The following is a 26,815-nucleotide window of genomic DNA, read 5'->3' as shown; positions in this document are numbered from 1 at the left end:
CCACAACTTTATACGGTCCCCATTCTGCAGCGCGCCGGACATATCAATTCCGCCGGCGGATACCTGCGATCCCTCACCGACAAGGCCGCCAAAGGCGAGCACGTCAGGCTTGTCAAAGGACAGGCGGAATGATGAAGGTAGCGCCGGAGCGTAATGAGGCAGCAATAATGCTTTGGAGACCCTTGCGGAAAACTCTACAAGCTGTAATATGACTACCTATGGTCATTTCGGAGTGTACGTAATGAAAGAGTCACAATTGAAAGACGTAAAAGCTACTTTCTCCGCAATCGTTGATCGGGCCGTTGCCGGTGAGCCTACTATTGTCACCCGTCACGGTCGCAAGGAAGCCGTCGTGCTTTCATTTAAGGAATACGAGCGGCTCTCTAAAGTCCCAACCTTTGGCGAGCTTCTTGCAGCATTCCCAGGCGACGCCGATGACGTTCCGGAACGGAGCCAGAGGCCCTCCCGCTCATACAATTCGGAGTTCTGAGCTTGTTTTTGCTTGATACCAACATTGTATCTGCGACATGGTCCGTAGCTGCAGCTCAAAATACACGGCCTCCAATTCTTGGCTGGCTCGAACTTCACGGTTCTGAAGTGTATCTATCGTCTGTCACCATCGCGGAAATCTGGCATGGTATCCATAGAGCGGAACCACTTGAGGCCATAACCAAGGCAAAACGGCTCCGCAATTGGGTGGCCCTGATCGAGAATCTGTATGGAAACAGAGTTCTCCCGTTTGGCAGCAAAGAAGCTTACGCCGCCGGCGCGATCCTTGATCGTGCTCGAGCGCATGAACCTGGATTTGCTGACATCGCTATTGCGGCTACTGCGGATGCCAACGGTCTGACGGTGTTAACCGCTAACGAAAAGCATTTTGGACCGATGGGGGTAAAATGGTGGAATCCGTTGAAGGAATTGCCGCTGTCTTCATAAAGACCGCAGTCCCCGCAAAGTCTGCGTGAATCCTCACAGCGTCCATTAGCGCGCGTCGGGAACGTGGAACCGGTTCAAAAACCTGATTATCAAAGTTGATCTGTACAAAGAGGAAAATCATGAGAAACGATGGATTAAATAGTAAAAACAGTAAGATAATTAGGCATTACCTCTTACTCGCGTGTACCACATCCACCTTGTAAGCCGAAATTCACACAACGGGATTTATGGAACTCTCTCTTCCTACTCTCCATTCATCAACCAACTGAACCAAAAGGGTCCCGTCGATTCAATCTTTGAATTGGACCGAGAAGTGACGCCGGCCGATCATTGATTTTCACATCCGCTTTACGCCGCCATCCCGGTCATTCGCACCACACGACAAATTTCCTGAAAGCCTTCCGTCCGCTTCGTCATGGCTCTCATGAACCCCATATCGACGCGCCTCATCTCAGCGGCAACCTGATGAAACTGCTACTGGCACGTCAGGCTTGACCATCATTAAGTTCATCTGGCCACATCTGTGCTCCATGCAAAATGCGCAGAATACGAATAGCATCGTCAGCAAATGTGTACGCAGCAACATAAGAAGTTTGTGAAATAACGAGTTCTCGGGGTACCCAGGACTCTGCCAAGTCTTCCGCTTTCCGGAAATTCCATGAGACGACGAATAGCCAGGCCGATCTGTTCATCCACCCTGACTGCAGCGGTGGGACTTTCAGCTACAATGTAATCAAAAATGGCGTCGCGGTCGAGAAGAGCATACTGCGTCCAAACAAGCTTCCTCATTGATCTGAGGAGCCCTTTAGGAGTGCTGAACGGCGCCGGCTGACAAAATGGGCTTCAACGTCCGCATCATCAATATCCGGCCGAGTGTCGTTAAGGGCTTGTTGAACCTTGATGCGAAACCATTCGTCATAAGCAGTACTGTTGCTAAGTAATTCAAGCGGCAGCGCACCCTCCCTCGCAGTCCGCGTCAACAAAATGCGGACAACGTCCGAGACCGTAAGTCCCATTCCTTCAAGAACAGCCGTGGCACGTTCTTTTACTTCATTATCTATTCGCGTCTGAACCAATGCGTTCGAAGCCATGATTGGTACTCCTTTGTCGAATGAAAATGTAATGCAAATGAACGACAAATGCTAGATGCCGCTCGAATTGAATGACGGTGTGCACAAAGTCAAAGTGAAAAAAATCAACAGTTGCTCGCGCTGCGGACAACTTGGAAACCTTCGTTTGTAAATGCGATATCAGGCTGTTTTCGGTATTTTCGATTAGAGATAAAAAGTCGGCAACGGCTATTTCACGCGTTTGATTTCAGCGATGTTCATATGGCCGCCTTACGAGGATTCGAACTGAAAGCCATGCAATTGACAAAAAGCTTCGCCAAATCCGATGCCACGGATCACAGTACGGGATTTATGGAACTGGCTGCAGGCTACCGTGTTAGATTCGGAGAGCACAGATCATCCCGCATAAAAGAAATAGACCTTTCCACGGTCGGGATCGATGACTGTAACACTCCCACCTTTACCCATATTATAGAATGAACCCGGCGTTTGGATTGCCCGATCGACATCCACCTCACGGTCCTTTTGAATAGGGATCGTGAAACCATACTTTTCGAGATATTCCGCGACGGTAGCTGGATGCGGTTTCAGTCTCTCTGCCGACATCATTGCCAGATCTCTATCATACGAATGCCAGCTCTCACGATCGCTAACATCACCAACAGGCGTCTTAAGCCACACCTTCGATCCACCTGGAAGCCGCTCGCCAAGTTGTGCGCCCTGTTGTTGCACCCAACGTGTGCTTGCATCTGACAGACGATAAACCACAAAACCGGTTTCATTGCCTCCCGGACCGAATCCCCATGGTTCCTCCAGGCGGTATTCCACAGATGCTACTTCGAGTGGTGGTGGAACACGGGCAAGCACGGCGCGGTGTTCATATACTTTCCAAGCGATGTAGGGAGATGCGAACAAGATCAAGCCCAGGAACACGATCAAAGATCGCCACAGCGGCTGGTTCGTTCGACTTCTTCGCCAGAGTGTTGATTTCCACTGAGAACTGACCCGGTCGGGGTGCGGATAAAAACTTGGACTTCAAAGAAGGTTGTTCATTTATTCCTATGAAGACAGGATGCGAGCGGTTGAGCTCTACATCAAGCTGGGCAAACATGTCAGAACGGCGATTTGTCAGCTGGGTTATCCAACCAAGAATGCATTGAAGGGCCGGTAATCGGGAATACGAGCAACGTCTTGATTTGCTTGTAAGCTGTGCGGTCCGAGCTCCAATTTGCTAAGACGCAACCAGCGTGGACGTCACGCTCTTCCAATATCGTAGTTGATTACTTTCACATCAGGGATGATCTGAGACAGATAATCGAAATCACGAACGTTGGCAGTCAGCACTGCCGCGCCAAGTGCGCGAGCCTGCAAAAGCACCAAGGCGTCATTTAAGAATTTTCTCTCGAGGCCGGCATTTCTCGCACTGTTTGTAAGGCGAACCAATAGCCCGGCAAGGATTCCCGCCCATCCCCAAGCATTTGAACTGGGGGCATGCAGCCTGTGGCCACCCATATCATCAATCGTTTCCTCGACAACTTTAAGCACTGCTCGCGTGTTTGGATGAGCAGGATCCAGACGCCCAAACACGTGCGTCAACTCGGCCAGGCAAACCGATGAGTGATGACAAAGGCGATAAGTCAGTAAAGCATCGACCTTGTCATCTGTTTTGCCCTGGAGAACATCAAGATAAACGCATGTATCGAGGAGAATGGGACCACCGACCAAGGGTTCATCCTTCACCCAACTGAGCAGCTCTTTGCTACGAGGCGTGGCGAGTACAGATTTTTTCTCGGGTTTGAGCGCGCGGAGCGCAGCTTGAAGGTCAAACTCCAAGGTCGATATCCGCCCGAATCTTGCCTTTCCGGCGCACAAGGCGGGCGCCAAAATCATCCTCGAGGGCAATACGGGAAAGCGCTAGTTCCAGTAGTTCGGTATCGGACTCTACATGCGCCCGCCGCTTCGCTGCAGCGAGAAGTTCTGAGGGTACCCGGCCCGAAAGGCGTGAATCCTTTCCCGCTCCAAGAAGTCCGCTCGCACGCGCCTCTTCCAGCAATAAACGATTGCGTGTTAGTGCAATCTCCTTTGAATCAACGGTTTCTGCTCGACTGCGAACGGTCATTGTCATCTCCTAAGTTCAACACAACATATAATATGTTCAACACTCATTCAAGAGTGAACACAACCTGATTTTGAGGGGGCGATACCGTCAAAAGCTGTATGCAGGTCGCACCAGAATAGTGCTTATCTGTTAGATGGCAGGACAACGGCAACGCGGACACATGATCCAGCAATTTACATGTACGAGAGACCAACCAGAAACTGATGCGTAACGGGATTTATGGAACTACCGTGAGCTCGGGCCTAGGAATTCAGAGAAAAACACAAATCATCTAAACGACCCTTTGTAGATGCCGCAAAGAGGCTTACTCGCTGGATCACGACTGCGGTTACGGGCTTATTGCCCTATAACTGATCTATCTGACGGCTGGTCCGACGTTGTTATCCAACGCATGTTTCAATTCGGCGATTGGGAAGCCAGAGGCACCTATTCGTGCAGGAATGACCAAGAACATGCTTGGTGACATGTAAAGCAGGACTGAGGTGTCATTGGAACGCCAGCGGATGAAATCCTTCCATAGTAATTTGCTTTCACCACGTTCGCTGCGAGACCACAAACAATCAGGATCAAATGCGAAACTCAGGACAACATGAGCAAGTGGCTGCATATTGTAGTTCCTGCTCGCAAACCATGGGGTATAAATCCATCTCATGACCGCCCCTACAAGTATCATTCCTGCGGGGATTAAAAGCCAAATGGATTTTCTATGATCGTCCAGGGCGAAAAGCCCAGTGGGGATGCCAATCAGCAGCAAGACTACCCAGTCCCTGATCCGGGGAGCGCTGTGGAGCTGTTGTGCCCGAATAAAGTCTTGCTTGGTGTATTTGACCTCAGTCCAAACCAATTCTGCTTCCTGCATGGCATTCCCCCTCCCGCGAAGGCCTCTCGATTGATCGAAATTAGAAGAAACTTGCCTCACAAGTATCTCAAACAATGGCATCGTTCGGCCACGTGAACCTCAATCTGGAAGATTTGCCCTTCCATGGACGCCAAGACGGGCCAGAAGAGCGGGTGACGCGATTTGGCGGCCGGACCAATTCTGGACGCTGTCGCGAAAAACCTGCCTGTCTTCGTCAGATGCAAATAATCTGGCCGGCCAAGCATGAGCCGCCGTTTTCGACATCCAGAAGTAGAAGGTTCCAGCATCTTCTTCCAATGCATATAATGTATCCCACGGACAGGTGATCGTCTGGCCACTTACAGTGAAGGTGACGCCGTCTTTGTCGACCGTGGATGTGATCGGCTTGCCTATCGCCCCGGACTTTGCCAACCGTTTGTAATATATATGGCGTAGAAGTCGACGCAAAGGTTTAAGAAGCAGCGCCCCCACCAGCATACCAGCGATCACAATGATCGCGACATAGGCAGTGAACTCCGCTTTATTCCCGGCCTGCCATTTATCGAAATTGAGCATCAACCCGGCGAAAAGCGCAATGAACCCTGCTGCCCCCAGAGCTGGGCCAAGCGGCAACGTCTGGCGCGTTAGATGTTGAATATCAAGATGATCGTCAAGTTCGAACTCGAAGGTCTTGCTGAAGCCAGGCCGATCTGGTGATGCCCAGATTTTCGGAACTGAACCGGGATAACGCTCGGTCATAATTCAACCTTACCAAAGTGAGTGCCGGAGATAACGATGGATTCAGTACTAACCCGGCCCTGTCAATGGAATCTACTCGTCGTCCTCGATCAGGGGACTCTTTTCGAACCATGCCCGACCTTGTGTCACTGTCCTATTGGTAGACGCTGGCGATCTAGTCAGGAACGGCGATTGCTACTGCGGCAAGCTGATTGACCAGCTTGGCCCTTGTGATCGGCATGTCCAAGCGCCATTCGAGCATGCGGACCCTATGGCGGTCGAAAAGAATCCGCTTTTTCTTATCGCCCGCACGGGTGAGATCAAAGTCTTCCTTCCTGCCGAACAACGCCACCAGCTCTTAGTGCTGCAGGCCCTGATATTCGATCGCGAGCCCAAGCTCGGGTACGTGAATGTCGATCGACTGCATGCCAAGAAACGCCGGCCGCGACTGATGAATTACCGATGGCCAGACGGTGCGTACGAAATCGAGGAGCGCGACCTTAGACACCCAGCCCCGCGCCGCGCCGCGTCACCAATGACGCCGACAGGCGAGATCAGCAGGCAAACCCGGGCAGCGTGCCACTGCCTTAGTGACGTTCAAGTCGGTCTCCGCCTGTGGTGTGGGTTGACCGCATCAAACTACCGACCCATCAACAATAACCATCGGTCTTCCCCTTGAGCAGCACTCAATTCGCGCTTCAACGCGATACACGTCGCGAAGAAGTATCTCCGATATCACCTCGTTGGTCGGCCCGCTTGCGATCATTGAGCCATCAGCAATTACAATTGTTTGATCGCAATAGCGCAGAGCATGGTTGAGATCGTGTAGTGCGATCATGATCGCAAGCCCTGATTGCTCGGAGAGGTTTTTCATAAAGCCGAGAACCTCTATCTGCCTGAACAGATCAAGTGCTGAGGTGGGTTCATCCATCAACAACACTTCCGGTCTACGGATCAAAGCCTGTGCAATTGAAACAAGCTGGCGCTGGCCTCCCGACAGTTCGCCAAGTCCTTTAAAGGCAAGTGCTTCGATCTTGAGTGCGGCAAGGATTTGATCGATCTCGCGAAGTTCGCTGTCGTGCACTTTCCATCCAGAGCCTTGCTTGGCGGCGAGCAATATAGACTCATAGACGGTCAGAACTGCATTGGCTCCTGTATCCTGAGGCATGTAGCAGATTGTTTCCGGACCCTTTGCCGTGTCCGAAAGATGAACCAGACCAGGTCCGGAGATAAGACCTGCGATCCGCTTGAACAGTGTTGATTTGCCCGCCGCATTCGGTCCGATGACGGCGGTCATGCTGCCGGCCTTCATCACACCACTAGTGACATCGGCGAGCACTGTCTGCTTGCCATATCTTGCACCGAGTTTTTCAAGCGCAATGCTTACCATGACTTCTTCCGATGCGTGAAAATGAGCACAAAGAAAAATGGCACGCCAACCAAGGCTGTCATGACACCGATCGGCAGCATAGCTCCGGGGATCAGCGTCTTGCTTACGACCGAGGTCGCAGACAGAAGAAGCGCACCGCAAAGAGCGGAAGCCGGGAGGAAGAAACGCTGGTCTTCGCCGACCAGCATGCGTGCAATGTGGGGACCGACCAGTCCAATAAAACCGATTGTACCAACGAAGGAGACGGGAATCGCGGCAAGAAGACTGACAGTCATCATAGTCTCCAATCGCAGCCGGCGCACATTGATGCCAAGGCTCGCCGCCTTGTCTTCACCAAGGCGCAATGCCGTTAGCGCCCAGGCACGCTTTGCGAACAGCGGCATAACGACGATGACTATCGAAGCGGTGATTGCCACTTTGGGCCAAGTCGCCTTGGTCAGGCTGCCCATTGTCCAGAACACCACCGCCGCCAATGCCTGTTCGGACGCCAGATATTCAAGTAGCGACAGAAGTGCATTGAATGTGAAGACCAGTGCGATCCCAAGCAGTACAATCGTTTCCACCGCAACGCCGCGCATCGTCGAAGCAAAGTGAATGAACAAGGCGGCAAGCATAGCCATCAGGAAGGCATTTATTGGCACCATGAATTGGGTGGCAAGCGGAAAAACGGCAACACCTCCGACAAGAGCAAGCGCCGCACCGAAACCCGCTGCCGCAGAGATGCCCAGAGTGAAAGGGCTGGCCAGCGGATTGGCAAGGATAGTTTGCATTTGCGCACCAGCTACTGAAAGCGACGCTCCCACTGTGAGCGCCATCAGCGCAATCGGCATGCGGATATCCCAGATAACCACACGAAGCTGACCGGTGGCGGCAAAGGGATGAAAAATCGTCGTCAGGACGTCGGACAGCGCATAGTTTGCGGGTCCCAAGGCCATGTCGATAGAAACGCTCAGAAACAGTCCTACAATCAGCAGGGCAATGAGCACACTACGGCGCAGCACCAACGCCCGGTATGCGGCCTGCCCGGTTTGCGCAAGCCTGTCGTTAGGAACAGCGGCCATCCGATCTATTGCCCGTCTTTCAGCGAAACGAAGTAACCGGACTTGTAATCAAGAGGCAAAAAGCGCGCGTGCAGTTCCTTGAAGGTCGCCGTTGGATCGAGGTCTGCGAAAAGGTCCGGATGCAGCCATTTCGCAATCTCCTGGATAGCGACAAACTGATAAGGATTATTGTAGAACTGATGCCAGATGGCGTGGACATTACCGTTCTTTACGGCTTTAACACCTGTGAACGCAGGACGTTTGGTCAAGGCGTCGAGTTTGCGCTGCGCTTCCTTCTCATCAGCACCATACCCCACGCCAACCCAGTTACCGCCGGGAACATAGCCTTCCCAATTGCCGCCTGTGACAATAATTTGATCAGGATTGGACGCGATAATCTGTTCGGGGTGCACATTACCGAAAGTGCCCGGAATGATATCTTTTGCCATGTTGGTGCCACCGGCGACTTCAACCATCTTGCCGAAATTTTCGTTACCGAACGACATGCAACAGTCATCGGAATAGCCGCCTGCCCGTTCAATGAAAACCAGTGGCTTCGATGGATTGGCTTTCGCCAGCACATCCGTGACCTTTGAAATGTTCTCAGCACGGAATTTGACGAACTCTTCGGCTTTGTCTTCTTTACCGAAAAGCTTGCCGATGATGCGGATGCTCGCTTCAGTGTTCTCCATCGGTTTTTCGCGGAAATCGATGTAGACGATAGGGATTCCCACCTTCCCGAGCTTATCAATGTATCCTGCTTCTTCGGTGGCAGTCTTGGCATCCACGTTCATAATGATGACATCAGGCTTGAGTGAAACCGCCTGCTCGACGTCAAATGTCCCGTCTTTCATGCCGCCAAAGGTTGGGATTTTGGCAATCGTGGCATCTTTTGCGAGATATGCCGAATAGCTTTCCGGATCAGCTTTTGGCAAATCATCGCGCCATCCCACGATGCGCTTGAACGGATTGTCACGATCCAGGATTGCAGTGAAATAAACCTGCCTACCTTCGCCGAGAATGACGTGCTCGACAGGAACGTTAACTTCCACATCACGACCGGTAATGTCTTTAATCGAGATCTTGTCAGCGAGTGCTGCACTCGAAAAAATCACAGACCAACTCATGGCGGCAAAAGCCACCTTGCCAAATAACCGCATCGCTTTTACTCCGTGGGAAACTGAGGCGTTCTATTATTTCATGACTTTATAAGTCAACATATATTTTTAAGATATGTCATTTGGAATACTGACACTTAACGAAATGCAGGACACACATGGCAGACGGCCCTATCGATGGATCAAACTTCAATCTCCGTGACGAAATCAAGGCCTACTGGTCGGAGCGTGCATCCACCTTCGATCTGTCACCGGGTCACGAGATATTCTCGGAGAAAGAGCGAGCCGCCTGGCATGCCCTGATCGTCAGACATCTCGGCAGGAGTGAAGGTCGAGCGGCATTGGACCTTGCTTGCGGAACCGGAGTTGTATCGCATCTGCTTGACGATCTTGGCTTCAAGGTGACCGGAATCGATTGGGCCGAGCCCATGCTCGAACATGCACGCGCCAAAGCAACCGCCAGGCAACGAAACATAATATTCAGGCTTGGCGATGCAGAAAACACCAGAGAGCCGGACAGCCACTATGACGTCATAACAAATCGTCATCTGGTATGGACATTGGTTGATCCGCAAGCCGCGTTTGCCGAATGGCACCGAATTCTCAAACCCGGCGGTCGGGTCCTGATCGTTGACGGCGATTTCGTCAACATGAACTTTAAGGAGCAAATAATCGCAAAGGTCTCTGTGCTTTTCCAGCGACTGGGTTTTGCTTCCGTTGAAACCGCGAGGACGACATCACAATTACTCGAAACACACCGGAGCATTCTTTCGCGCGTTCATTTTTCAGACGGCGCACGCGCCAGCGCTGTTGCAGAGATGTTGAAGATGACAGGTTTTGAGAACGTTACGATCGACAGTGATTTGCGTCGCATACATCATGCTCAGTTTGGTCATCTGGGTTTTTGGAGAGGCATGGCGCGTATCACCCAGCATCGTTACGCCATCGTGGCAACCAAAGAAAGATATTTTGAGAAATGAATAGGCTCTGTCGCAAATCGTTTACATAGCGTTCGTCCAACGAAAAACTTCCGACGATTAGGGCCATGCACATTAAAGAGACGCTGATGCGATTAAAACTTTGGCTTCAATAACCCGGACGCGCCCTGTTGGATGGAGAACGAACCGCGCGGTTGCATCCATGGAATGATCCCGGCTATGGCACAGTCTCGCGCAGCATGAAACAGCATTGGCATCAACAAGTCTCTCCTATATTAGCTCGAGCAACGGAATGACTGATTGATCAAAATGACATCCTTTGAATTCCTTGCATTTCTGAAGGCCAGCCAGAGATACTTGGGCTGTGCTTCTCCATCAAAGGGTTGGCGGCGACGTCTTGAAACACGCTTGCCGACACTCTCAGTCCCGTCGATGCATCTCGCACGATATCACGACTGCCGGCCCGATAATCCATTGGCATCATCAGGATGAAGGCCACCGCTGGCGCGATCCGCAGTATTGGGCCGGCCTTTCTGCTCCTTTTTGCATTGCAATTCATCTCCATGGGAGCCATGGAGATGAGCGGCCCATTCTGGCCGATCCAGATCAAGACGTTTGGCACCACACAGAGTATCTTTTCTCTCGCAAGCATTGGCGTCTACGTCTGCCCGATGATGGGCATATCGCTGACCAGCGTCTTTTGGGGTCGGATCGGCGATCGTTATGGAAACCGGTTGATGATGGTGCGCGCACTTGCCGGATTGGCTATCACCCAGTTACTTATCGCCTTTGCTCACGACGTCTGGCTGATCCTTGCATTGCGCTTTTTGCAAGGCGCGTTCGCTGGCTATATAGCGCCAGCGCAGGCTTACAGCGTAGAGATCACCGACGGCCGTAATCGAACCAGATTGTTCGCCTGCCTGCAGGTTGCGACCAATGTTGGATCGCTTGTGGGAGCTTTCCTTGGCGGTCTTATTCTTGACGCCGCATCCTTCTCGGACATTAACCTGATAGCTGGAATTGTCTGCGGTTTATGTACGCTCATTGCCTGGTTGATGCTTCCGGTGCCGAGGAACCAGCGTGTACCGACCGGCATTTCTCAAATCCAAACCCGCGAATCCATCACTGCCAAACATCCCTTAATCTCTGGACTTTTTTGGCTGACCAGTATGCTTCTCGCCAGTCGCATGGTGCTCCAGGTCCCCTTCGCCTTGTACATGATGCAAGTCTTTGGTGCCCGCCACTGGATGGTGGGCTTTTGCTACGGGTTGCTTGCTCTTGGTTTTGTGATCGGTGCACCGCTATGGGCACGGTTTTTGAAAGACAGCGCGAAGATGAATATTCTTGGCTGGATGATTATCATTTCGGCAAGCTGCGCCCTGGTTTCCACGGTTGCAGGTCTGACGACATCCATCAGTATATTCGCGTTCATCTATCTGGTCTGGGGCGCGCTTCTGGGAGGGACCACACCCGTGCTGCTCGCACTGATATCAACGCTCACGCCGGTTGACCGGCAAGGGTCGGTTCTCGGACTTGCCCAATCCTGTCAGCAAGCAGCCTCGATTGCTGGTATCGCGGTTGGCGTCGGGGCAATGCAGTTTCTCGGTTTGCAGACTGTATTTCCATTGGTTTCAACCCTTTACACATTGTCGCTTTTTCTCGCATTGGCTCTCTGGTTTAAGTCACGCAAGGCGCTCAAAGAAGGAATTCGATTGTGAGAAGACGCTATTGGATATGTGAAGTTGCAGTGATTGTGCTTGCACTGTTGGCCCTTTGGCAATATCCGGCAATGGCACAAGAGGGACAATCACCGATCATTGTGACAGACGTGGCCGGACGCAAGGTGACTGTTAATGCACCGGTCAGAGGCATGCTGCTCGGTGAGGGCCGACAACTCTATCTTATCGCTTCGCTGGAACCAAAAGATCCGCTTTCACACATCGTCGCTTGGCGCAACGATTTGATTCAAGCCGACCCGGGCACGTATGCGCAGTATCTTGAGGCGTTTCCTGATCTTGCGAAGCTTCCGACTTTTACCGGACAGGAAGGTAGCTTGATCGACATCGAATCGACGATCCTGCGCAAGCCCGACGTGGTTCTGCTTAACATTGAGGCCATGCGCGCCAATGATGATGCTGGATACATTGAAAAACTCGCAGCCTTGGGTATCCCGGTGCTTTACATCGATTTCCGTCATCATCCGCTTGAAAATACAGAGCGGACCATTCGCCTGTTGGGGGAAATCATGGATCGCAAGTCACGCGCCGAGGAAATCATCGCCTTTCGCCGGCAGGCAGTTGAACGGGTAACGGACGTACTCGACAGAGTAAAACCTGATCGTCCGCGCGTATTCCTCGAGCGCATCGGCGGCTATTCGGACGATTGTTGTCTGTCCTTCGGTGCGGAAAATTTCGGAAGGTATGTCGAACTGGCTGGCGGACACAATATCGGTAGCGACATTCTTCCGACGACCTTCGGTCAAATCAATCCTGAACAGGTCATCGTATCAGATCCGCAGCACGTTGTTGTTACCAGTTCTGACTGGCAAGTCTATGCTCCGGGTGGCCATTGGATTCCGCTCGGTCCGGGCGCGGATCCCGAGATCATGCGCAAGAGACTAGAATGGTACTTGACCCGGGATGCTTATACCGGGACTCAAGCCCAGAAGACACGTAATTTCCACGGCATCTGGCACCAGTTCTACAATAGCCCCTATGAATTCGTCGCCGTTCAGCAGTTGGCAAAATGGTTTCACCCCGATCTCTTTGCCGATCTCGATCCCGATGCGACCTTCGCCGAATATCACCGGCGTTTTCTGCCAATTGTCTACAAACCAGGCTATAGTGTCAGCCTGACGGCAAAAATACCGTAAAAATGCAAATGGATGAACCGGTTTTTCCACCTGCCTGCGAGAAAATATCACCGCTGGACTCCTGTTTCACACGACAGCCTTGTTCGTGTTAACTGTTGTGGGCCTGAAGCAACAGGGCGCGTCTGCCACAGGCGAACAGCTATGTTGTGATTGGATGCTGATTTCAGAATTCCGTTCCTCAAAAGCCTGTTGTCATAGACAATTTCACAGTCAAAGGCGCGCCCTGCGAGATAGTGCCGAAGCTTGCAACGCCCGACCAATAGTCCTTGTTGAACACATTTTCGATTGACGCGCGAAAAGTCACCGGCCGATCCTCGATTTTAGTTGAATAGCGCGCGCCAAGATCAAGCCTCACCCAAGAAGGTAGTCTCTGTGTATTGGCAGTATCGGCAAACTGTTCGTCTGTATAGATTACGTTTGCTGCAAGCGTCAGGCCTTTCATGAATGGCGTATCCCATTCGGCACCTAGATTGGTTTGGATCGAGGGGACGCCGATCGGAGTGTTACCAACTGTTGTAGTATTATCTGTCTTGGTGAGTTCGCCATCAATGAAAGCCACCCCGCCCAGAAGCCGCAGGTTCGAGCTGACCTCGCCAGCTATATTGACCTCAAGGCCGCGGTTGCGTTGTTCTCCTCCGTCCACAAAGATCAAACCCGCTCCCTGGCTTTCAAGCTGCCCGTAGGGCTTCTCGATCTGGAAAACAGCCATGGTCAGTATAACCCGGTCAAGATCGATTTTTGCGCCGATCTCATATTGCTTTGACTGATACGGGGCCAGAGTTTCGCCGGCATTTACCGCAGTAGCCGGTGCCGTATCGCCCACGCCAAGACCTTCGATGTAGTTGGCGTAGAGCGATACGTTTTCCCATGGTTTGACTACAAGACCGACGAGCGGCGTGACCGAAGTTTCGTTAGATGAAGAGGTCGTTGCGCCTGTCGTTGCGTTGAAATTGTTCGAATCGATCGATTGCAAGCGTCCACCGACCGTCAATTGCACGCGTTCGTCAAGAATCGACAACGTGTCCGACAATGCGAGCCCGGAGAGAGTGCTTTCCGATGCTCTCCCCACGTTTCCCGGTGCCCGCACATTCTGTTCAGGACGCAATACTGGATGATAAATGTTGGTCAGTTGCGCAGTACCTGAAGCGGAACCGCGATCCAATGTCTGCCGCAAATATGTGGCCTGAAATGTGACCGCGTGCGTAACCAACCCGGTATCAAACTGCGCACGCGCGCCGGTTTCTGCTGTCATTCTATCGACGTCGAACACGAAGTTCTGCGGCACAACACTGACGTCACCATTTGAATTCAGAAGGGTTGGTGTACCGAAAAGTCTTGTGACATGCGAATTGCCTCCGCCGACCGCACCAAAAACCGTTATCGTGTCGTTGAGGTCATATTCGGCTCGAGCTAGCCAAGAAAGATCCCTATTTTTTGACCATTCCCAGGGTTCCTCAATATTTAGCCGTCCGTTGGGAGCCTCGGGAATGGTGATCCCCGCTACCGGGAAGAAGGGGCGCTGCGGAGCAGTAAAATCCTGCTTTTGGCCGATGAGGTCAACGGTCGCGCGAAAACTCTCTCCCTTATAGTCCAGAGCAAGAGCCCCGACATACATCTCCCGGGTCTGATCATCAATTGGCGTATCTCCGCCGTGTAGACTGCCGTTGAAGCGCATCCCGAATTCGCGTTCTTCTCCGAAGCGGCGCGCGATATCGAGGTGCGCGCCACCCTGCAGATTGGATACGTAGTCCGTGGTCAGCCGCGTCAGATCCACTTCTGGAGCACGCTTGGGAACAAGATTAATCACGCCACCGACACTGCTGTTTGGTGAAATACCATAAATTAAAGCGCTCGGTCCCTTAAGCACTTCAATACGTTCTGCGTAATCAGTAGAGACACGATAGGTCGGAGCAACGCCATAGACACCGTCGAAGGCGATTTCCCCGAAATTACCTTCATTGACGGGGAAACCACGGATATAGAAAGAGTCGACCATGCCCCCCGTGGCGTGAGTATTTCTGACAGATGGATCCCTCGCAACCACGTCTGCGACGGTACTCGCACCCGTGTTCTCGATTGACTTGGCGGTATAGGTTGTCGTGCTGAAAGGCGTATCCATCACGTCACGGTTGCCGAGCATTCCCACGCGGCTGCCTTTGGCGACCTGTCCGCCCGAATATTCTTCCGGAAGAGACGACGACCACTCCGATGCCCTGATGGTGATAGGTTTCAATTCGATCACATCCTGCGCTACTGCTGGGGTGCACGCCCCTGCAACCAGTGCTGATAGAACCCCAATACGCTTATTCACACCACGCCCCTTCAATTCACTTTGAACGCGCTTTATTGATCCCGACGCGCGACCGTCAGAGGGAGCTATATAACATGATTTATTTAGTCAAGATAAACTAACGATTGAGCGGAGCAATCGCGCGGAAGGCTTTATGAAACCCTTAAAACTGAACGAAATTGAGGGAGTAGTATATCACGCCACCTCAGAAGCGCGGCAACACATCGCGAACTTTATTGAAGACGCATACAATTGGCAAAGGTTACATTCAGCGCTCAACTATCTTACCCTGGGGAGTATCCGATATGCTCCGGCGCAAAGGCACCGGTTGGATGGATGGTTTATTCAGTATCCCGGCAGGTGGTCTTGAAGCCGATGAAATTATTGGTGCCGCGGCGATCCGCGAGGCCTGTGAAGAAGTCGGGGTACAAATAGAGCCTGTAGACCTTCAGTATGTTCACACCTTGCACAGCAACGGACGGCCGAACATGGCTGGGGCATTTCTTTCAGGTGACAGTATGGGAAGGCATCCCCTCGTTGCGTGAACTCGACAAACACCGCGACCTACAGTGGTGCACCCTCGACGCGCTTCCTCCAGATACTATTCCTTATGTCCGACAGGCCCTTTTATTCGTAGCACGCAACCGGCCGTATTCGGAATATGGATGGGATTGACCCTGAGAGACGTTGACCGGCATCTTACCCCATCTGGATCCGGCTTAAGTTCCGCATAGCTAGACTAGGCCGAAAATCAGGCAGTGCCGATTAGCCCCAAAGCAAAACCGAACGCGCCAAGTAAATGGAGGCTGTCTCACCAACACTAGGTGTTTAGTCCCGGCATTTGATGGTGCGGGTTGAGTGTAAACCGTTCTGGCTCGCTTGCCCAGATTTTGCAGATGTATTCATAGGGCGTGAGGCCTCGCAGCGTCTTCAGCCGACGTCCGTAATTGTAGGCGTCGATAAAGTCGTGGAGGTGCGCGGTTAGCTGGGCATGGCTGTCGTAATGGTAACGTTTGACAGTCGCTTCCTTGATCGTTCGGTTCATCCGCTCGACCTGGCCGTTGGTCCAGGGATGCTTGATTTTGGTGAGCCTGTGCTCGATCCCATTCTCACGACAACGCATGTCGAACATGTGCGTCATGTAGGTGGCCGTGGGGCCATCGGCATAACGTGGTGGGAAGGTGAACTGGATGCCATTATCCGTCAGGACGGTATGAATTTTGTAGGGCACGGCGGCGATCAGCGCGACCAGAAAGGCGGACGCTGATGTCCTGCCCGTTTTGGTGACCAACTGGACGAAGGCAAACTTGCTGGTCCGGTCGATCGCCACGTAAAGATAGAGTTTGCCTTCGGCCGTACGCACTTCGGCGATGTCGATGTGGAAGTAGCCGATCGGGTAGATCCTGAACTTCCTTTTTGGTTCCTTTTCGCCCGTCACGTCTGGCAATCGGCTGATCCCATGCCGTTGTAGGCAGCGATGCAGGGACGAGCGTGTCAGATGCGGGATCGTGGCCTGCAGAGCATAGAGACAATCATCAAGCGGCAGCAGTGTATGCCTGCGGAAGGCAACGATGATCGCCTCTTCTTCGACTGAAAGCGTCGTTGAGCGCGCGTCTCTCGGACCGGTTGGCAGGTCCTTCACCGCAGTACGCCGCTTCCACTTCGCTACTGTCTTCTGGTTGATCCCATAGCGCTTCGCCAGAACCCTCAAACTCTCTTGACTATGTTGTATCGCTCGACGGACCGCCTCTGTCGTGCGGGCGCTCCCGTGTAAAATCTGACCCATAGCGCATCCTTCCATTTCTGGTCGAATAATGCACCATCAAATGCCGGGACTAAACACAGTTCCACAAGTGTCTCCAGCAAAGCATCCCAAACGCCTTGTTCTGCCCAACGTCGGAAGCGGACATACACAGAGTTCCATTTGCCATAGCGCTCATGCATGTCCCGCCAGGGGCAGCCAACACGCAGGACATGCAGCATCCCGTTCAGAAAACGTCGGTTGTCCTGCGCTGGACGAGATTTTCTGCCGCGTTCAGAAGGAACAAGCGTTCCCACGATTTGCCACTCGGCATCCGTCAGATCCCCACGAGCCAAAATCACCTCCTAAAAGGAAGTCCTGAATCATATCCAAACTGATTTGGGAATCCACTTTGTCAACACTACCTAGGCAAATCTAGACCATTTCGATTGTAGCTCATCTGTCTACAATCACGATTAAAAGCCTGTTTTGTATCGCCTATTCGATAGTATATCTTGGACAGAGTGTGGACTACAGACCCGCTCGTTATCTCCTCTCGTTCCGAGTAAATATTTGATTTGGCGAAAACAGGAATGAAAGCGGCCAAACGAACGACGACTGCTTCGCGCTCCATTGCTACCGTCAGGTGGATCGAACTTCCAGGGAGTGACCACTCGAAGGCGACGGCAATACCAAGCTTGAACTGTTGCCAAAACGGCGAACAATCATGCGACTTTTTCCTTATGGTCGCGCAGACGTTCCAAGTTCTCCAACTGCGCGCGGTATCATTCGAAGGCGCATAAGGTGTGATGCTCGCAAACATCTGAGCGAGGACACAGGAGTCGATCGTAAGCGAGTTTCCCATCCCATATAGCGCGGTCATTTGAGATTTGCGATTCTCCAACTCTTGGTGATTTGGATGGAGAGCCCGGAGTGTCAACTTCTATCATTACGCCTATGCCTGGTGCTAGGTGCTACGCCGTCGTTGAGCACCTCGAAGCCCGGCCATTGCAGCCTCGTCGTGGCTGGACAGACGAGACGAAGACACGGCTAGTGGAAGAGAGACTGGAACTTGGTGCGAATGTTTCGGCAATTGCCCGGCGCGAGGGCGTGTCGCCATCGCAGTTATTTGGCTGGCGCAAGAAGGCGATCGAGGGCGGTGTCATCCATCACTTGGGATCTGACGAGGAAGATGGGCTGAGCTTTGCACGGGCCAGCCTGTTGCATCGGCAACACCAGCAGTCATAGAGATTGTCATCAAGGATGTGGTGCTCCGGGTGAGCTCTGCCGTTGATGCCAGACACATCGCAACAGTGTTGCAGGCGGTGCGCGGCTGATGCTCATCCCTTCAAACGCGTCAAACCCACGTGGGATGCCGTGTAGCTCTTCACATGCGCCAAGCAAGTATTCGCTGCTCTGCAGATTCACGTCAGGTCTTAAATAGCCAGATCACTAAATTTCAATTTCGCTCGTAAACCCTCCTTTAGCTCAGACCTGCTTTGATGCCCAGATGGCGACAGATGACTTCAAACCGGATTGGACAGTTCTTAAGTGGGTGCTGATCACGCTAACTGCTGTAGTACTCATCCCGCTGCTCGCGTTCGCCGCCCTTTTCGCTGCATTGTCTGACTATGCAAGGGCATACTATTTTCTGGCGCTCTGTTTCATCGTCCTGCTGGGAATTTCTATTCGCAGATATCGCCTTGAGAAGAGAACAAGGTTTCGGCATATGAAATCAAAGTCCGACGCATTGCAAACTCTCGAGCGTGACGAGTTGGACGCCGCAAGGGCATGGAAGAAACCTGACTCCGGTGCGGCGTCCCCAACGAACATCAGTAACGGCATTGAAGGCAATACGCCACCGTCGATCCCCTCATCCCCATAACTCCATCTGCCGCAAGCTGTGTGTTCGGGTTGGGTTTGACCGGCGTCGAGGGCGATCCTACAAATGATTTGTGGTGTCACAGGAAACAATAGCCTCCAGTTGGTCTGACTACCGTCGATGACAACGCGGTCGGGTCGGCCATGACGTGCCAGCGCCTTTCTGAAGAACCGCTTGGCCGGCAGCAAGTCACGCTGCTCGCCGACCACTGATTTACAGTGATAGCCTGCAGGATGACCCAACCAAGAAAAATAGGCCGCCCCAAAGAGGGCGGCCTTTAGTTGGGCTCCCAAGGATACGCGGGAACCAGTTCAACAAGAAACCAAATACAGTCCATAAGATAATATTTGGTTTCGGGTTGGGTAGGAGGTCGCCATTTTCGACGACCTCCATAGAATTCTTTGATTATTTTACTGCGGCGTCGAGCTTGCCGCCAAGCTTTGTGAAGACGCTCTGGAGGCTGGAACCCATGCTGGTAACGCCAGCCACGATGCCAACGGAGATGAGAGCTGCAATCAGACCGTATTCGATTGCCGTTGCTCCGGACTCATCTTTGAGGAAGCGAGTGAGAATGTTCATGTTTGATCTACCCTGTCGTTTGTTTGTTGCGCCGGTTTCGTCTGAACCGTCGTGAACATAGATCGACACTCGTTGACGGGTTCCTAATTCCGATGGTTAACAACAACACACTGATTTTATTGCTTAATCAGCGTTTACCCGGGATGATTAAAACTAACTAAAACTTGAAATAGAAAAGAACGGGAGCGACCACGATATCGCGTCCATGTTGATTTTTAGCTCCAATTGAACCAATTTTTCAATTCGCGGTGATCCACCAGATTTTTAAAAATCCTTTATGGATCAAGGCTGTAACTCGAACGATCATGGTCAGGCGCGAATGGAAAAATGGGTCAATCCTTGCCAGAAACGAACACGATCACTTTTAGATGCCGTGAAGAAGCATTCCAGCGGGTCGATCATTTCCGTCAAAAAACGTCCGTTTCCTGTTAGTGCTCTCTGCCCGAGCCATCGGAGATCAAGTGGAAATCGCGCTGTCAAACTCGCAGCGAGGAGAGAAGAAGTAGCGATAGACAACAAATATCACTATAAATCAGAACTATATGTATTTTGAATTCATAAATGTTCAGGCATTCTCACAATCCTTACATTGGACACGCAGTTTGGTATGCCACGGACAAGTATACCGAATGGACACGCCATGTAGAATGGCTTGAAAATACGTGCTAACCAATTTATTGGTCGCTATTACAAGGGTGCGGAATGCCCCGGCAGACCATTTCAGCGCATGGACGTTCGGGAGGATATTAGCAATGCCGATTTACTTGCAGATTGACGGAATTCAGGGTGATGCGACCCAGGAAACACATAAGCGCTGGATGGATATTGAAGCCATTCACTGGAATGTGGGCCGTAAAATGAGCACTTCAGCGGGTTCTGCAGCGAACCGCGAAGCATCTGAACCAACGATCAGTGAAGTTGTTCTGACCAAGGTCAGTGATTCATCTTCAACGAAGTTGTTCCAGGAAGCCGTTTCCGGCAGCTCGGGGAAACTGGCAACCATTCACCTGGTTACAACCGGTAATCCTGGCCAGACCTATATCGAGTATAAGCTGACCAATACTTTGATCGCCAACTATTCGGTTGATTCCAATGGTGATCGTCCGGTTGAGACACTGCGTTTGAACTTCACCAAGATGGAAGTGAAGTACACGCCATACGACGCGAACCAGAGCCCGCAGTCGCCAATGATTGCATCTTACGATCTCGCCACAACGCGCGCTGCGTAAACAACCACAAAAAGCCAGGCGGCAATTCTGCCGCCTGGCCGCCGTTCCGACAGTGATACCCGGAAATCTCAATCCAGTAGCGTCAATAAATCCCTCCAGGCACATTGGATCAAAATGGAATTTGACTTTACCGATGCAGGCCTGATCCAGGCTGACCGTATTCTTCGCATTTCGACGTCTCTCGGGACAGATGTTCTTCTGGCCGAGAAGGTTGATATTCGAGAAGAAATCAGCGGTCTTTTTGAAATCCATGTCGATGTCAAATCCAAGCGCACCGATATCAGACCGGAGGAACTTGTCGGCACTTTTGCTGATGTCTCGCTTGAGATTGCCTATGGCCAGCGGCGTCCATGGAACGGGCTGATCACCGGGTTTCGGGAAGGGCCGCCCGTCTCGCGCGGTTTGCGATCCTATCGTCTGATTATTCGACCGCAGCTGTGGCTGTTATCACAGCGCTCGGATTGCCGTATCTGGATGGACATGACCACGCTGCAGATTGCCAAGACCCTTTTGAGCGAGCACGGCATCAACGCCGCCGTAACGGGCGGTGTCGTCAATCCACCATCGCCAATACATTATTCCGTGCAATGGAATGAAACGGACCTTGCCTATCTCACCCGGCGTCTGGAATTTGACGGGCTGTTCTACTGGTTCGAACATGAGGATGGTCAGCATACCCTGCACATCGCCAGTCATCCCTTTGGATACAAGGAAGGCCCTGAGACAAATGTGAGATTTGCGGCCGGCTCCACCGACAGAAATCACATCAGTGAATTTGCCAGAGATTACCGGTTCACACCCGGTAAACGGGCTGGCGGTGACTGGAATTTTGAAAAGCCGCAGGGACCGCAGGGTGCAACAACGCCCTCGCTCGTCTCTCTGCCGAAGAATGCCGAATACGAGCTGTTTCACTATCCGTCGAAGGCGATGGATCAGACGTCCAATGATCAGGCTTCAAAGCTGCGCATGCAGGCGGTTGAAGCCGATCACGAGAAGATCGAAGGCTCGTCAACGGTCAGGACCCTTGCCGCCGGACGCAAGTTCAAGCCTTACGAAGTCGCGCATGCCGACCACGCGTTCGAGGAATATGTGGTCACAGCGATTGTCCACCGGATCGTTGATCACTCCTACGAGACCGTGGAGGACGGCGCGCTTGACTATTCAAACAGTTTCATTGCTCTCCCATCCCGGCTTCCGGCAACGCCGCACCGGGGAACTCCCCAACCACGTATAGACGGCTCGCAGGTAGCCATCGTCGCCGGACCGTCTGGTGAGGAAATTCACCCTGACGAGTACGGACGCATCAAGGTGTGGTTCCCCTGGCAGCGCAACCGCGCCAAAAAAGATGGTTCCGACACCTGCTGGATCCGGGTGATGCAATCCTGGGCAGGCGGCGGTTTCGGTGCACAGGTCATTCCCCGCATCGGCATGGAAGTCATGGTCACCTATCTCGAAGGTGACCCCGACCGGCCCGTCATTACCGGCATCGTGCCCAATCCAAGTACGAAAGTACCGTATACGCTGCCCGATAACAAAACGAAGAGCACGTTCAGGACCAATACCCATAAGGGCGAGGGTTTTAACGAACTGACCTTCGAAGACGAGAATGGACAGGAAGAAATCTACATCCACGCCCAGCGTGACAACCGCATCCACGTCGGCAACAGCCGTTCCAAACGTGTCGACAACAATCAGGCCGAGAGCATCGGCCACAACAAGACGATCGAGGTGGGCAACAACCACCATGAGGTAATCGGCGGCAATATGACCCTGATGGTCGGTCCAAACATCCTTCAGAAGGGTGTGACGGCCGCAATGCAGGTGCTACGCTCCAAGGCGCGCGATCTTTTGTCATCCAATCTCGGTGCCTTAACCGACAAGCTGGGCTTCCTGTCCGATCTTACCATGGGCGAAGGCAACATGGTCATCGGTGTGGGCAAGAACAAGGCGGAAACGGTGATGGTGTCGTCAAGCGAAATTGTCGGCGCGGCAAAAACGGTGATGGTCGGTGGCGGATACCAGTTGGCAGTCGGTGGTATCCGCAATGAAAGCACTATCCTCGGCGCTTACGAAGAGGTCGGGCAAAACAAGACGATTGTCGTCGGCAAGAAATTCGAGATTGTCTGCGGCAAATCACGATTTCAGATGGATGAGGATGGCAATATCATGATCAAAGGGGTTTCACTTCAGATTGATCAGGGCAAAGAAATCAAGATCAAGACACCGAGGATGGACAACAATTGAGGGGGGATCGTGAAATACATCGAGGATGCATGGTCTGATAAGGATCGGGTTCGCCGCGATGACCGCGATTCAAGCCGGGACACATTCTTTGCCGATATGGGCGGCGATAAGATCAGTGATCCGTTCTCGTGGAGCCCGGACGGGGCGGGCAATCTTGAGCATATTGCAAAAATGATGGAGGACGCCCTAAAATATCATCAGGGTGACACGCAGGCTCTGGAATCCCTGAAATCCACGGTCATGGGGTTAGGTCTTGGAGCAGGTGGCACTGGCCAATCCGGAGCGCTCACTTACGCCACCCAGCTGATCCAGATGTTCAACGGATCGCACTTTCTGGACGAGGTCCAGAAGCGGTAATCCATGGCAGATCAAACAGGCCAACTGAGGTTTCCAATGTCGTCCACGGCTCCGAACGCGGCGCTGATAGACGTCAACATGCGCGATTTTAGCGCCAAGGGGGAGAACAATGGTCAGGCGGCCTTTGATGCCGGTGCTTATGCGTGGGAACAGGCGTGCGGATACGTCTCGAAGGTCCGGTTCATTGGCAGGCTGGCCGGGGTAGGAACAGACACGGAGATCGAAGAAGCCCGCGCTGCATGCCGCAAGGCCATCGAAGGGATATTTTTACCGACAGACGATGGTGATCGATTATCTATCGCACCGCAGATGTTGAAGATTGCACAGGATACGTACAATCAAAGGGACGGGGCATTTATCAATCGGATACTCAACAGTGCGCCACCGGCTGACGGAATTAGTTCTCCAGCCGATTACAAACATTGGGCTTTAACCGATCCAAGTGCGCCGGAAAGCTGGCGCAAAGACGCACAAGGTCTCGTTGATGCTCAACGGGATATCGAGCTTGCCAAAAACAACAATGCGAAGTGGCTCGACAAGCTGAGCAAGGAAAAACCGATATGGCAATCCATGTGGGAATTTTTCTCGAATCAATACAAAAAAGTCATTCAATCATTTAAAGATGGGACGTGGAAAGTTGGACTGACAAAGCTGGCCATTGACGCTGGCTTCGCAATTCTGGAAGAAGGCGCCATAAAGGCATTACAAGCAGGCCTTATTGCCAGTGGCATCGGTGCCGGATTTGCAGCCGTTCTTCAGATTATCGCCCGTGTAGCTGATAAAGTTACTGATGTAACCAGAGCTGAACGCAAATTTATTCCTCATGGCCTTGCACTTTCTGCAAGACGCGTTGATGCATCGGAAAAAGTCCATCTTCCAGCCCACAAGGAGGTTCCAGCCGGCCGAGTTGATGCCACAGACCTAAAGCCAGACGAAACCAGAGCACTTTACGAAGGCAATCAGGGCAACAGCACGGGCAGTCCAACGCCCGATCATGGCGAGCATGGCGTGGATGGAGGCAACAAACCGCAAACCAAACCGCAACAGGCAGAACCTCCTCCTTCCTCACCGCGATCCAATGAAGAATTGCTTCGGAAATACGGCGGAGAAGTGCCTTCCGACTCCAATGGAGAGTTTAAAAAATGGTGGAACGACCTTACTCCGGATGAACTGGATAATTTATGGGCAGACAGAGATATTCGAGCAGATATAAAATCGGCTGTTCGATCTCCCGGAGGCTCACATGAATGGCTCATGACAGGCATGGGACCGAAGCTCAAACGGCTCGGATTCAGCATGGACGACATCAAAGGCATGACGACGCCCACCAAAGAAACTGGTGGTCCGCATGCTTTAAAACCCGGTCATCGCTGGCGGCATACCACGGACGCAGGAAAGACCGGTGAAGGTTCCGGTGCGATGCATCAAGCCTTACAAAAAGAAATTGAAGATGCTACCTCCAGGGAGGATCTTCTTCAACGGCTTGGACGGTTTGGAAATTCATGGCTGGACGATGGCGTTAACAGCTTTCCTCCGTCGCTGAGAGATGCAATAAACGGCGTCACAACCAAGTAAAGATTGAAAAATGGCAACACTTGACGACTGGAAAAAAGAGATTGCTGGGCAAAGTGATCTTGATGAATCAGAATATATGGATTTTATCCCGCGTGACGGTAATGATGCATTCCTGAAAGACGCTTTTATTGATCTTCCTCGTGGATACATACTTATTGCGCGGATAAAAAAGCTTCTGGAAGAGAACAATAATTCTGGGCTGTATGTTGTACCCAAAAAAGAAAACTTCCTGACAAAGCACGCCCTATTGGAGTTGACACGATCATATTGTGATAACGTTTCCGCTTTTTACGATAAATTAAATATGAGCGAATTTGCACGTGAAGCAGCTCAAAGCGACATAGAAATAGTCCATACCAATAACGAGTTCTTTGAAAAAATAAAAAATACTGACAATGTGTCTTCAGATATTGAGGACAAATTAGGGAAATTATTTAGAAAGAAGGCAAAAGAACTCGGTTCTTATACATATGCATTGCAAGAGGCAGCACTTTACCTAACAAAATATCCGGCCATAACGAGGTATCTGCTGGAGGATGTCGTAGCATTTCCTTTGCAGCACGAGCCTTATTACGAATTGTGGAGAGGCGGCGGTGATGTATGGTTTTTCAAGGACCGTATTTTGATGCTGTGCGAACGGGAATAGTGAAGTGCCTCTGTTCGTTTGAACAGAGATCCCCGATCTGATTGCCGGGCCATCACTCAATGGCAATGGCGTTGATATTATCGCCCGCAATCCGGATACCGGCGAGGTTGTCTTTGGTGAAGTGAAAGCCAACGGAGCCCGGATCAGGCCAGAGGCGGTCCAGATTATGTTGAGGACAGGCTCAATCGCGTTGTTAACCGACAGGGCGAATGGTTCGGTGCAACTGCTGCGCAAATTAAAGATGCCCGTAGTGCATTAAGATGGTTGGAGGGTGATCCCGCCTTCCGCGAGATCAAAATATGACGTTGACCGGGTGACGGGCGATGTCAGCAACCTCCGCTGGCGCGACTGGGGATATGATAAGAACTCAAAACCAAAACCCAAGGATCACAAATGGAGGGACGGGGATTTTGTTCCGCCGAGCGCAACGACTGACCTGAGCCGCTGAACTTCCTCCAAAATTTGGTAGAGTCCGTCAGAACGAGGAGACGGACGGTATGAAGCAGGCACGATTTACAGATGAGCAGGTCATCGGGATCTTGAAGGAACACGAGAATGGGCTGAAGACGGCTGATGTATGCCGCAAGCATGGAATATCCGAAGCCACGTTTTATAAATATAAGGCAAAGTTTGGCGGGATGGAAGTTTCCGACGCGCGTAAGCTGAAGGCTCTGGAAGATGAGAATGCCAGACTGAAGAAGCTATTGGCAGAGACCATGCTGGATAATGCCATTTTGAAGGACGTCGCATCAAAAAAATGGTGACGCCCGATGTGAAGCGAGATGCGGTGGCTCATGTCTGCCATAGGCATGGTGTGAGCCAGCGTCGGGCCTGCGAAGTTTTGTCTGTTGATCGGTCAAGTGTGCGATACCGCAGTATCCGACCCGATGATGCTCATATCCGGGAAGCGATGAGAATGGTGGCCTGCGAGCGCCGTCGTTTCGGGTACAGGCGCATCCACGTCATGCTGAAGCGACAAGGGATCGTCATGAATCTGAAGAAGCTGCGGCGGCTCTATAGGGAAGAGAAACTGACGGTGCGTAAACGCGGCAGCCGCAAGCGGGCTTTGGGAACAAGACAACCTTTGGCATTGCCATCGCGCATCAATGAACGCTGGAGCCTGGATTTTATCAGTGATGCCTTCACCGATGGCCGTCGCTTTCGGGTTCTGGCTGTCGTTGATGACTTCACCCGCCAATGCCTGGCACTGGTC

At 52.0% G+C, this 26,815-nt stretch carries 28 protein-coding genes and 4 pseudogenes; 16 read left to right on the top strand and 16 right to left on the bottom strand.

Annotation, left to right across the window (positions count from 1 at the left end; all coding sequences use genetic code 11):
- The 3 genes from repC to FHW16_RS28155 form a co-directional block, all read left to right on the top strand.
- Positions 1-132 (top strand): replication initiation protein RepC (gene repC, locus FHW16_RS28165; protein WP_182552776.1); only part of this gene is annotated, 132 nt, incomplete at its 5' end.
- Positions 133-241: 109 nt separating this feature from the next.
- Positions 242-490: a type II toxin-antitoxin system Phd/YefM family antitoxin gene (locus FHW16_RS28160; RefSeq protein ID WP_182552775.1), complete on the top strand. Its 249-nt coding sequence runs from the start codon at positions 242-244 to the stop codon at positions 488-490.
- Positions 491-492: 2 nt separating this feature from the next.
- Positions 493-936 carry a PIN domain-containing protein gene (locus tag FHW16_RS28155; protein ID WP_182552774.1) on the top strand — a complete coding sequence of 148 codons (444 nt, stop codon included), beginning with the start codon at positions 493-495 and terminating at the stop codon, positions 934-936.
- Positions 937-1,421: 485 nt separating this feature from the next.
- On the opposite strand, the pseudogene FHW16_RS28150 reads toward FHW16_RS28155, so the two are convergent.
- The 11 genes and pseudogenes from FHW16_RS28150 to FHW16_RS28100 all read right to left on the bottom strand — a co-directional run bounded on the left by FHW16_RS28150 (position 1,422) and on the right by FHW16_RS28100 (position 9,291).
- Positions 1,422-1,725, bottom strand: a pseudogene (locus tag FHW16_RS28150) (type II toxin-antitoxin system RelE/ParE family toxin).
- Entirely contained in the window at positions 1,722-2,027 is a 306-nt protein-coding gene (locus FHW16_RS28145) for a type II toxin-antitoxin system RelB/DinJ family antitoxin (protein ID WP_182552773.1), read from the bottom strand. The pseudogene FHW16_RS28150 and the gene FHW16_RS28145 overlap by 4 nt, the downstream one beginning before the upstream one ends.
- Positions 2,028-2,402: 375 nt before the next feature.
- Positions 2,403-2,945 carry a hypothetical protein gene (locus FHW16_RS28140; RefSeq protein ID WP_182552772.1) on the bottom strand — a complete coding sequence of 181 codons (543 nt, stop codon included), beginning with the start codon at positions 2,943-2,945 and terminating at the stop codon, positions 2,403-2,405.
- A gap of 315 nt (positions 2,946-3,260) precedes the next feature.
- Entirely contained in the window at positions 3,261-3,839 is a 579-nt protein-coding gene (locus FHW16_RS28135; protein ID WP_182552771.1) for a type II toxin-antitoxin system VapC family toxin, read from the bottom strand.
- Positions 3,829-4,131, bottom strand: coding sequence for a hypothetical protein (locus FHW16_RS28130; protein WP_182552770.1), 303 nt, complete (start codon positions 4,129-4,131; stop codon positions 3,829-3,831). Before FHW16_RS28130 ends, FHW16_RS28135 begins: the two co-directional genes overlap by 11 nt.
- Positions 4,132-4,480: 349 nt before the next feature.
- Entirely contained in the window at positions 4,481-4,984 is a 504-nt protein-coding gene (locus FHW16_RS28125) for a YcxB family protein (protein ID WP_182552769.1), read from the bottom strand.
- Positions 4,985-5,083: 99 nt separating this feature from the next.
- Positions 5,084-5,722 carry a YcxB family protein gene (locus FHW16_RS28120; protein ID WP_182552768.1) on the bottom strand — a complete coding sequence of 213 codons (639 nt, stop codon included), beginning with the start codon at positions 5,720-5,722 and terminating at the stop codon, positions 5,084-5,086.
- Between the two features lie 154 nt (positions 5,723-5,876).
- Positions 5,877-6,047 (bottom strand): hypothetical protein, encoded by a 171-nt coding sequence (locus FHW16_RS28115; protein WP_182552767.1) that lies wholly within the window; start codon positions 6,045-6,047, stop codon positions 5,877-5,879.
- A gap of 288 nt (positions 6,048-6,335) precedes the next feature.
- Entirely contained in the window at positions 6,336-7,091 is a 756-nt protein-coding gene (locus tag FHW16_RS28110) for an ABC transporter ATP-binding protein (RefSeq protein WP_182552766.1), read from the bottom strand.
- Entirely contained in the window at positions 7,085-8,152 is a 1,068-nt protein-coding gene (locus tag FHW16_RS28105) for a FecCD family ABC transporter permease (protein WP_182552765.1), read from the bottom strand. Before FHW16_RS28105 ends, FHW16_RS28110 begins: the two co-directional genes overlap by 7 nt.
- Before the next feature lie 5 nt (positions 8,153-8,157).
- A complete protein-coding gene (locus FHW16_RS28100; RefSeq protein ID WP_182552764.1) occupies positions 8,158-9,291 on the bottom strand; it encodes an ABC transporter substrate-binding protein in 1,134 nt (377 codons plus the stop codon).
- A 116-nt stretch (positions 9,292-9,407) separates the two neighbouring features.
- Here FHW16_RS28100 and FHW16_RS28095 point away from each other — a divergent pair, with 116 nt between their 5' ends.
- The 3 genes from FHW16_RS28095 to FHW16_RS28085 all read left to right on the top strand — a co-directional run bounded on the left by FHW16_RS28095 (position 9,408) and on the right by FHW16_RS28085 (position 13,059).
- Positions 9,408-10,229: a class I SAM-dependent methyltransferase gene (locus FHW16_RS28095; RefSeq protein ID WP_182552763.1), complete on the top strand. Its 822-nt coding sequence runs from the start codon at positions 9,408-9,410 to the stop codon at positions 10,227-10,229.
- Positions 10,230-10,675: 446 nt separating this feature from the next.
- A complete protein-coding gene (locus FHW16_RS28090) occupies positions 10,676-11,905 on the top strand; it encodes an MFS transporter (RefSeq protein ID WP_182552762.1) in 1,230 nt (409 codons plus the stop codon).
- A gap of 71 nt (positions 11,906-11,976) precedes the next feature.
- Positions 11,977-13,059 carry an ABC transporter substrate-binding protein gene (locus tag FHW16_RS28085; protein WP_182552777.1) on the top strand — a complete coding sequence of 361 codons (1,083 nt, stop codon included), beginning with the start codon at positions 11,977-11,979 and terminating at the stop codon, positions 13,057-13,059.
- A gap of 178 nt (positions 13,060-13,237) precedes the next feature.
- On the opposite strand, the gene FHW16_RS28080 is transcribed toward FHW16_RS28085, so the two are convergent.
- Positions 13,238-15,370, bottom strand: a complete 2,133-nt coding sequence (locus tag FHW16_RS28080; protein ID WP_182552761.1) for a TonB-dependent siderophore receptor — start codon at positions 15,368-15,370, stop codon at positions 13,238-13,240.
- A gap of 133 nt (positions 15,371-15,503) precedes the next feature.
- Here FHW16_RS28080 and FHW16_RS29340 point away from each other — a divergent pair, with 133 nt between their 5' ends.
- Positions 15,504-15,719 carry a hypothetical protein gene (locus tag FHW16_RS29340; protein ID WP_432652095.1) on the top strand — a complete coding sequence of 72 codons (216 nt, stop codon included), beginning with the start codon at positions 15,504-15,506 and terminating at the stop codon, positions 15,717-15,719.
- A complete protein-coding gene (locus tag FHW16_RS29040) occupies positions 15,655-15,894 on the top strand; it encodes an NUDIX domain-containing protein (protein ID WP_246712007.1) in 240 nt (79 codons plus the stop codon). Before FHW16_RS29340 ends, FHW16_RS29040 begins: the two co-directional genes overlap by 65 nt.
- A gap of 275 nt (positions 15,895-16,169) precedes the next feature.
- On the opposite strand, the gene FHW16_RS28070 is transcribed toward FHW16_RS29040, so the two are convergent.
- Both FHW16_RS28070 and FHW16_RS28065 read right to left on the bottom strand, forming a co-directional pair.
- On the bottom strand, positions 16,170-17,135 hold the full coding sequence (locus tag FHW16_RS28070; RefSeq protein WP_182552760.1) for an IS481 family transposase: 966 nt from the start codon (positions 17,133-17,135) through the stop codon (positions 16,170-16,172).
- Between the two features lie 50 nt (positions 17,136-17,185).
- Positions 17,186-17,446 (bottom strand): annotated as a pseudogene (locus FHW16_RS28065) (transposase); the annotation flags it as partial.
- Between the two features lie 577 nt (positions 17,447-18,023).
- Here FHW16_RS28065 and FHW16_RS28060 point away from each other — a divergent pair.
- Together FHW16_RS28060 and FHW16_RS28055 are read left to right on the top strand one after the other, a co-directional pair.
- Positions 18,024-18,338 (top strand): transposase, encoded by a 315-nt coding sequence (locus tag FHW16_RS28060; protein ID WP_182552759.1) that lies wholly within the window; start codon positions 18,024-18,026, stop codon positions 18,336-18,338.
- Positions 18,339-18,600: 262 nt separating this feature from the next.
- Entirely contained in the window at positions 18,601-18,975 is a 375-nt protein-coding gene (locus FHW16_RS28055) for a hypothetical protein (RefSeq protein ID WP_182552758.1), read from the top strand.
- Positions 18,976-19,035: 60 nt separating this feature from the next.
- On the opposite strand, the pseudogene FHW16_RS28050 reads toward FHW16_RS28055, so the two are convergent.
- Positions 19,036-19,172 (bottom strand): annotated as a pseudogene (locus FHW16_RS28050) (IS6 family transposase); the annotation flags it as partial.
- A gap of 205 nt (positions 19,173-19,377) precedes the next feature.
- Entirely contained in the window at positions 19,378-19,551 is a 174-nt protein-coding gene (locus FHW16_RS28045) for a Flp family type IVb pilin (protein WP_182552757.1), read from the bottom strand.
- A 752-nt stretch (positions 19,552-20,303) separates the two neighbouring features.
- Between FHW16_RS28045 and FHW16_RS28040 the strand changes: the two genes are divergently transcribed.
- The 6 genes and pseudogenes from FHW16_RS28040 to FHW16_RS29035 form a co-directional block, all read left to right on the top strand.
- Complete coding sequence (locus FHW16_RS28040) at positions 20,304-20,780, top strand: Hcp family type VI secretion system effector (RefSeq protein ID WP_182550392.1); 477 nt, start codon at positions 20,304-20,306, stop codon at positions 20,778-20,780.
- A 114-nt stretch (positions 20,781-20,894) separates the two neighbouring features.
- Complete coding sequence (locus FHW16_RS28035; RefSeq protein ID WP_182552756.1) at positions 20,895-23,024, top strand: type VI secretion system Vgr family protein; 2,130 nt, start codon at positions 20,895-20,897, stop codon at positions 23,022-23,024.
- 9 nt (positions 23,025-23,033) lie between these two features.
- Positions 23,034-23,381 (top strand): hypothetical protein, encoded by a 348-nt coding sequence (locus FHW16_RS28030; protein ID WP_182552755.1) that lies wholly within the window; start codon positions 23,034-23,036, stop codon positions 23,379-23,381.
- Positions 23,382-23,384: 3 nt separating this feature from the next.
- Positions 23,385-24,956, top strand: a complete 1,572-nt coding sequence (locus tag FHW16_RS28025) for a hypothetical protein (protein ID WP_182552754.1) — start codon at positions 23,385-23,387, stop codon at positions 24,954-24,956.
- Between the two features lie 10 nt (positions 24,957-24,966).
- Positions 24,967-25,602 (top strand): hypothetical protein, encoded by a 636-nt coding sequence (locus FHW16_RS28020; RefSeq protein WP_182552753.1) that lies wholly within the window; start codon positions 24,967-24,969, stop codon positions 25,600-25,602.
- Positions 25,603-26,099: 497 nt separating this feature from the next.
- A pseudogene (locus tag FHW16_RS29035) lies at positions 26,100-26,815 on the top strand (IS3 family transposase); the annotation flags it as partial.

This window comes from Phyllobacterium myrsinacearum (assembly GCF_014138285.1).
Lineage (GTDB): Bacteria > Pseudomonadota > Alphaproteobacteria > Rhizobiales > Rhizobiaceae > Phyllobacterium > Phyllobacterium myrsinacearum_A.
The sequence above is the reverse complement of the archived record's forward strand: the minus strand, read 5'-3'. Positions and strand labels throughout refer to the sequence as shown.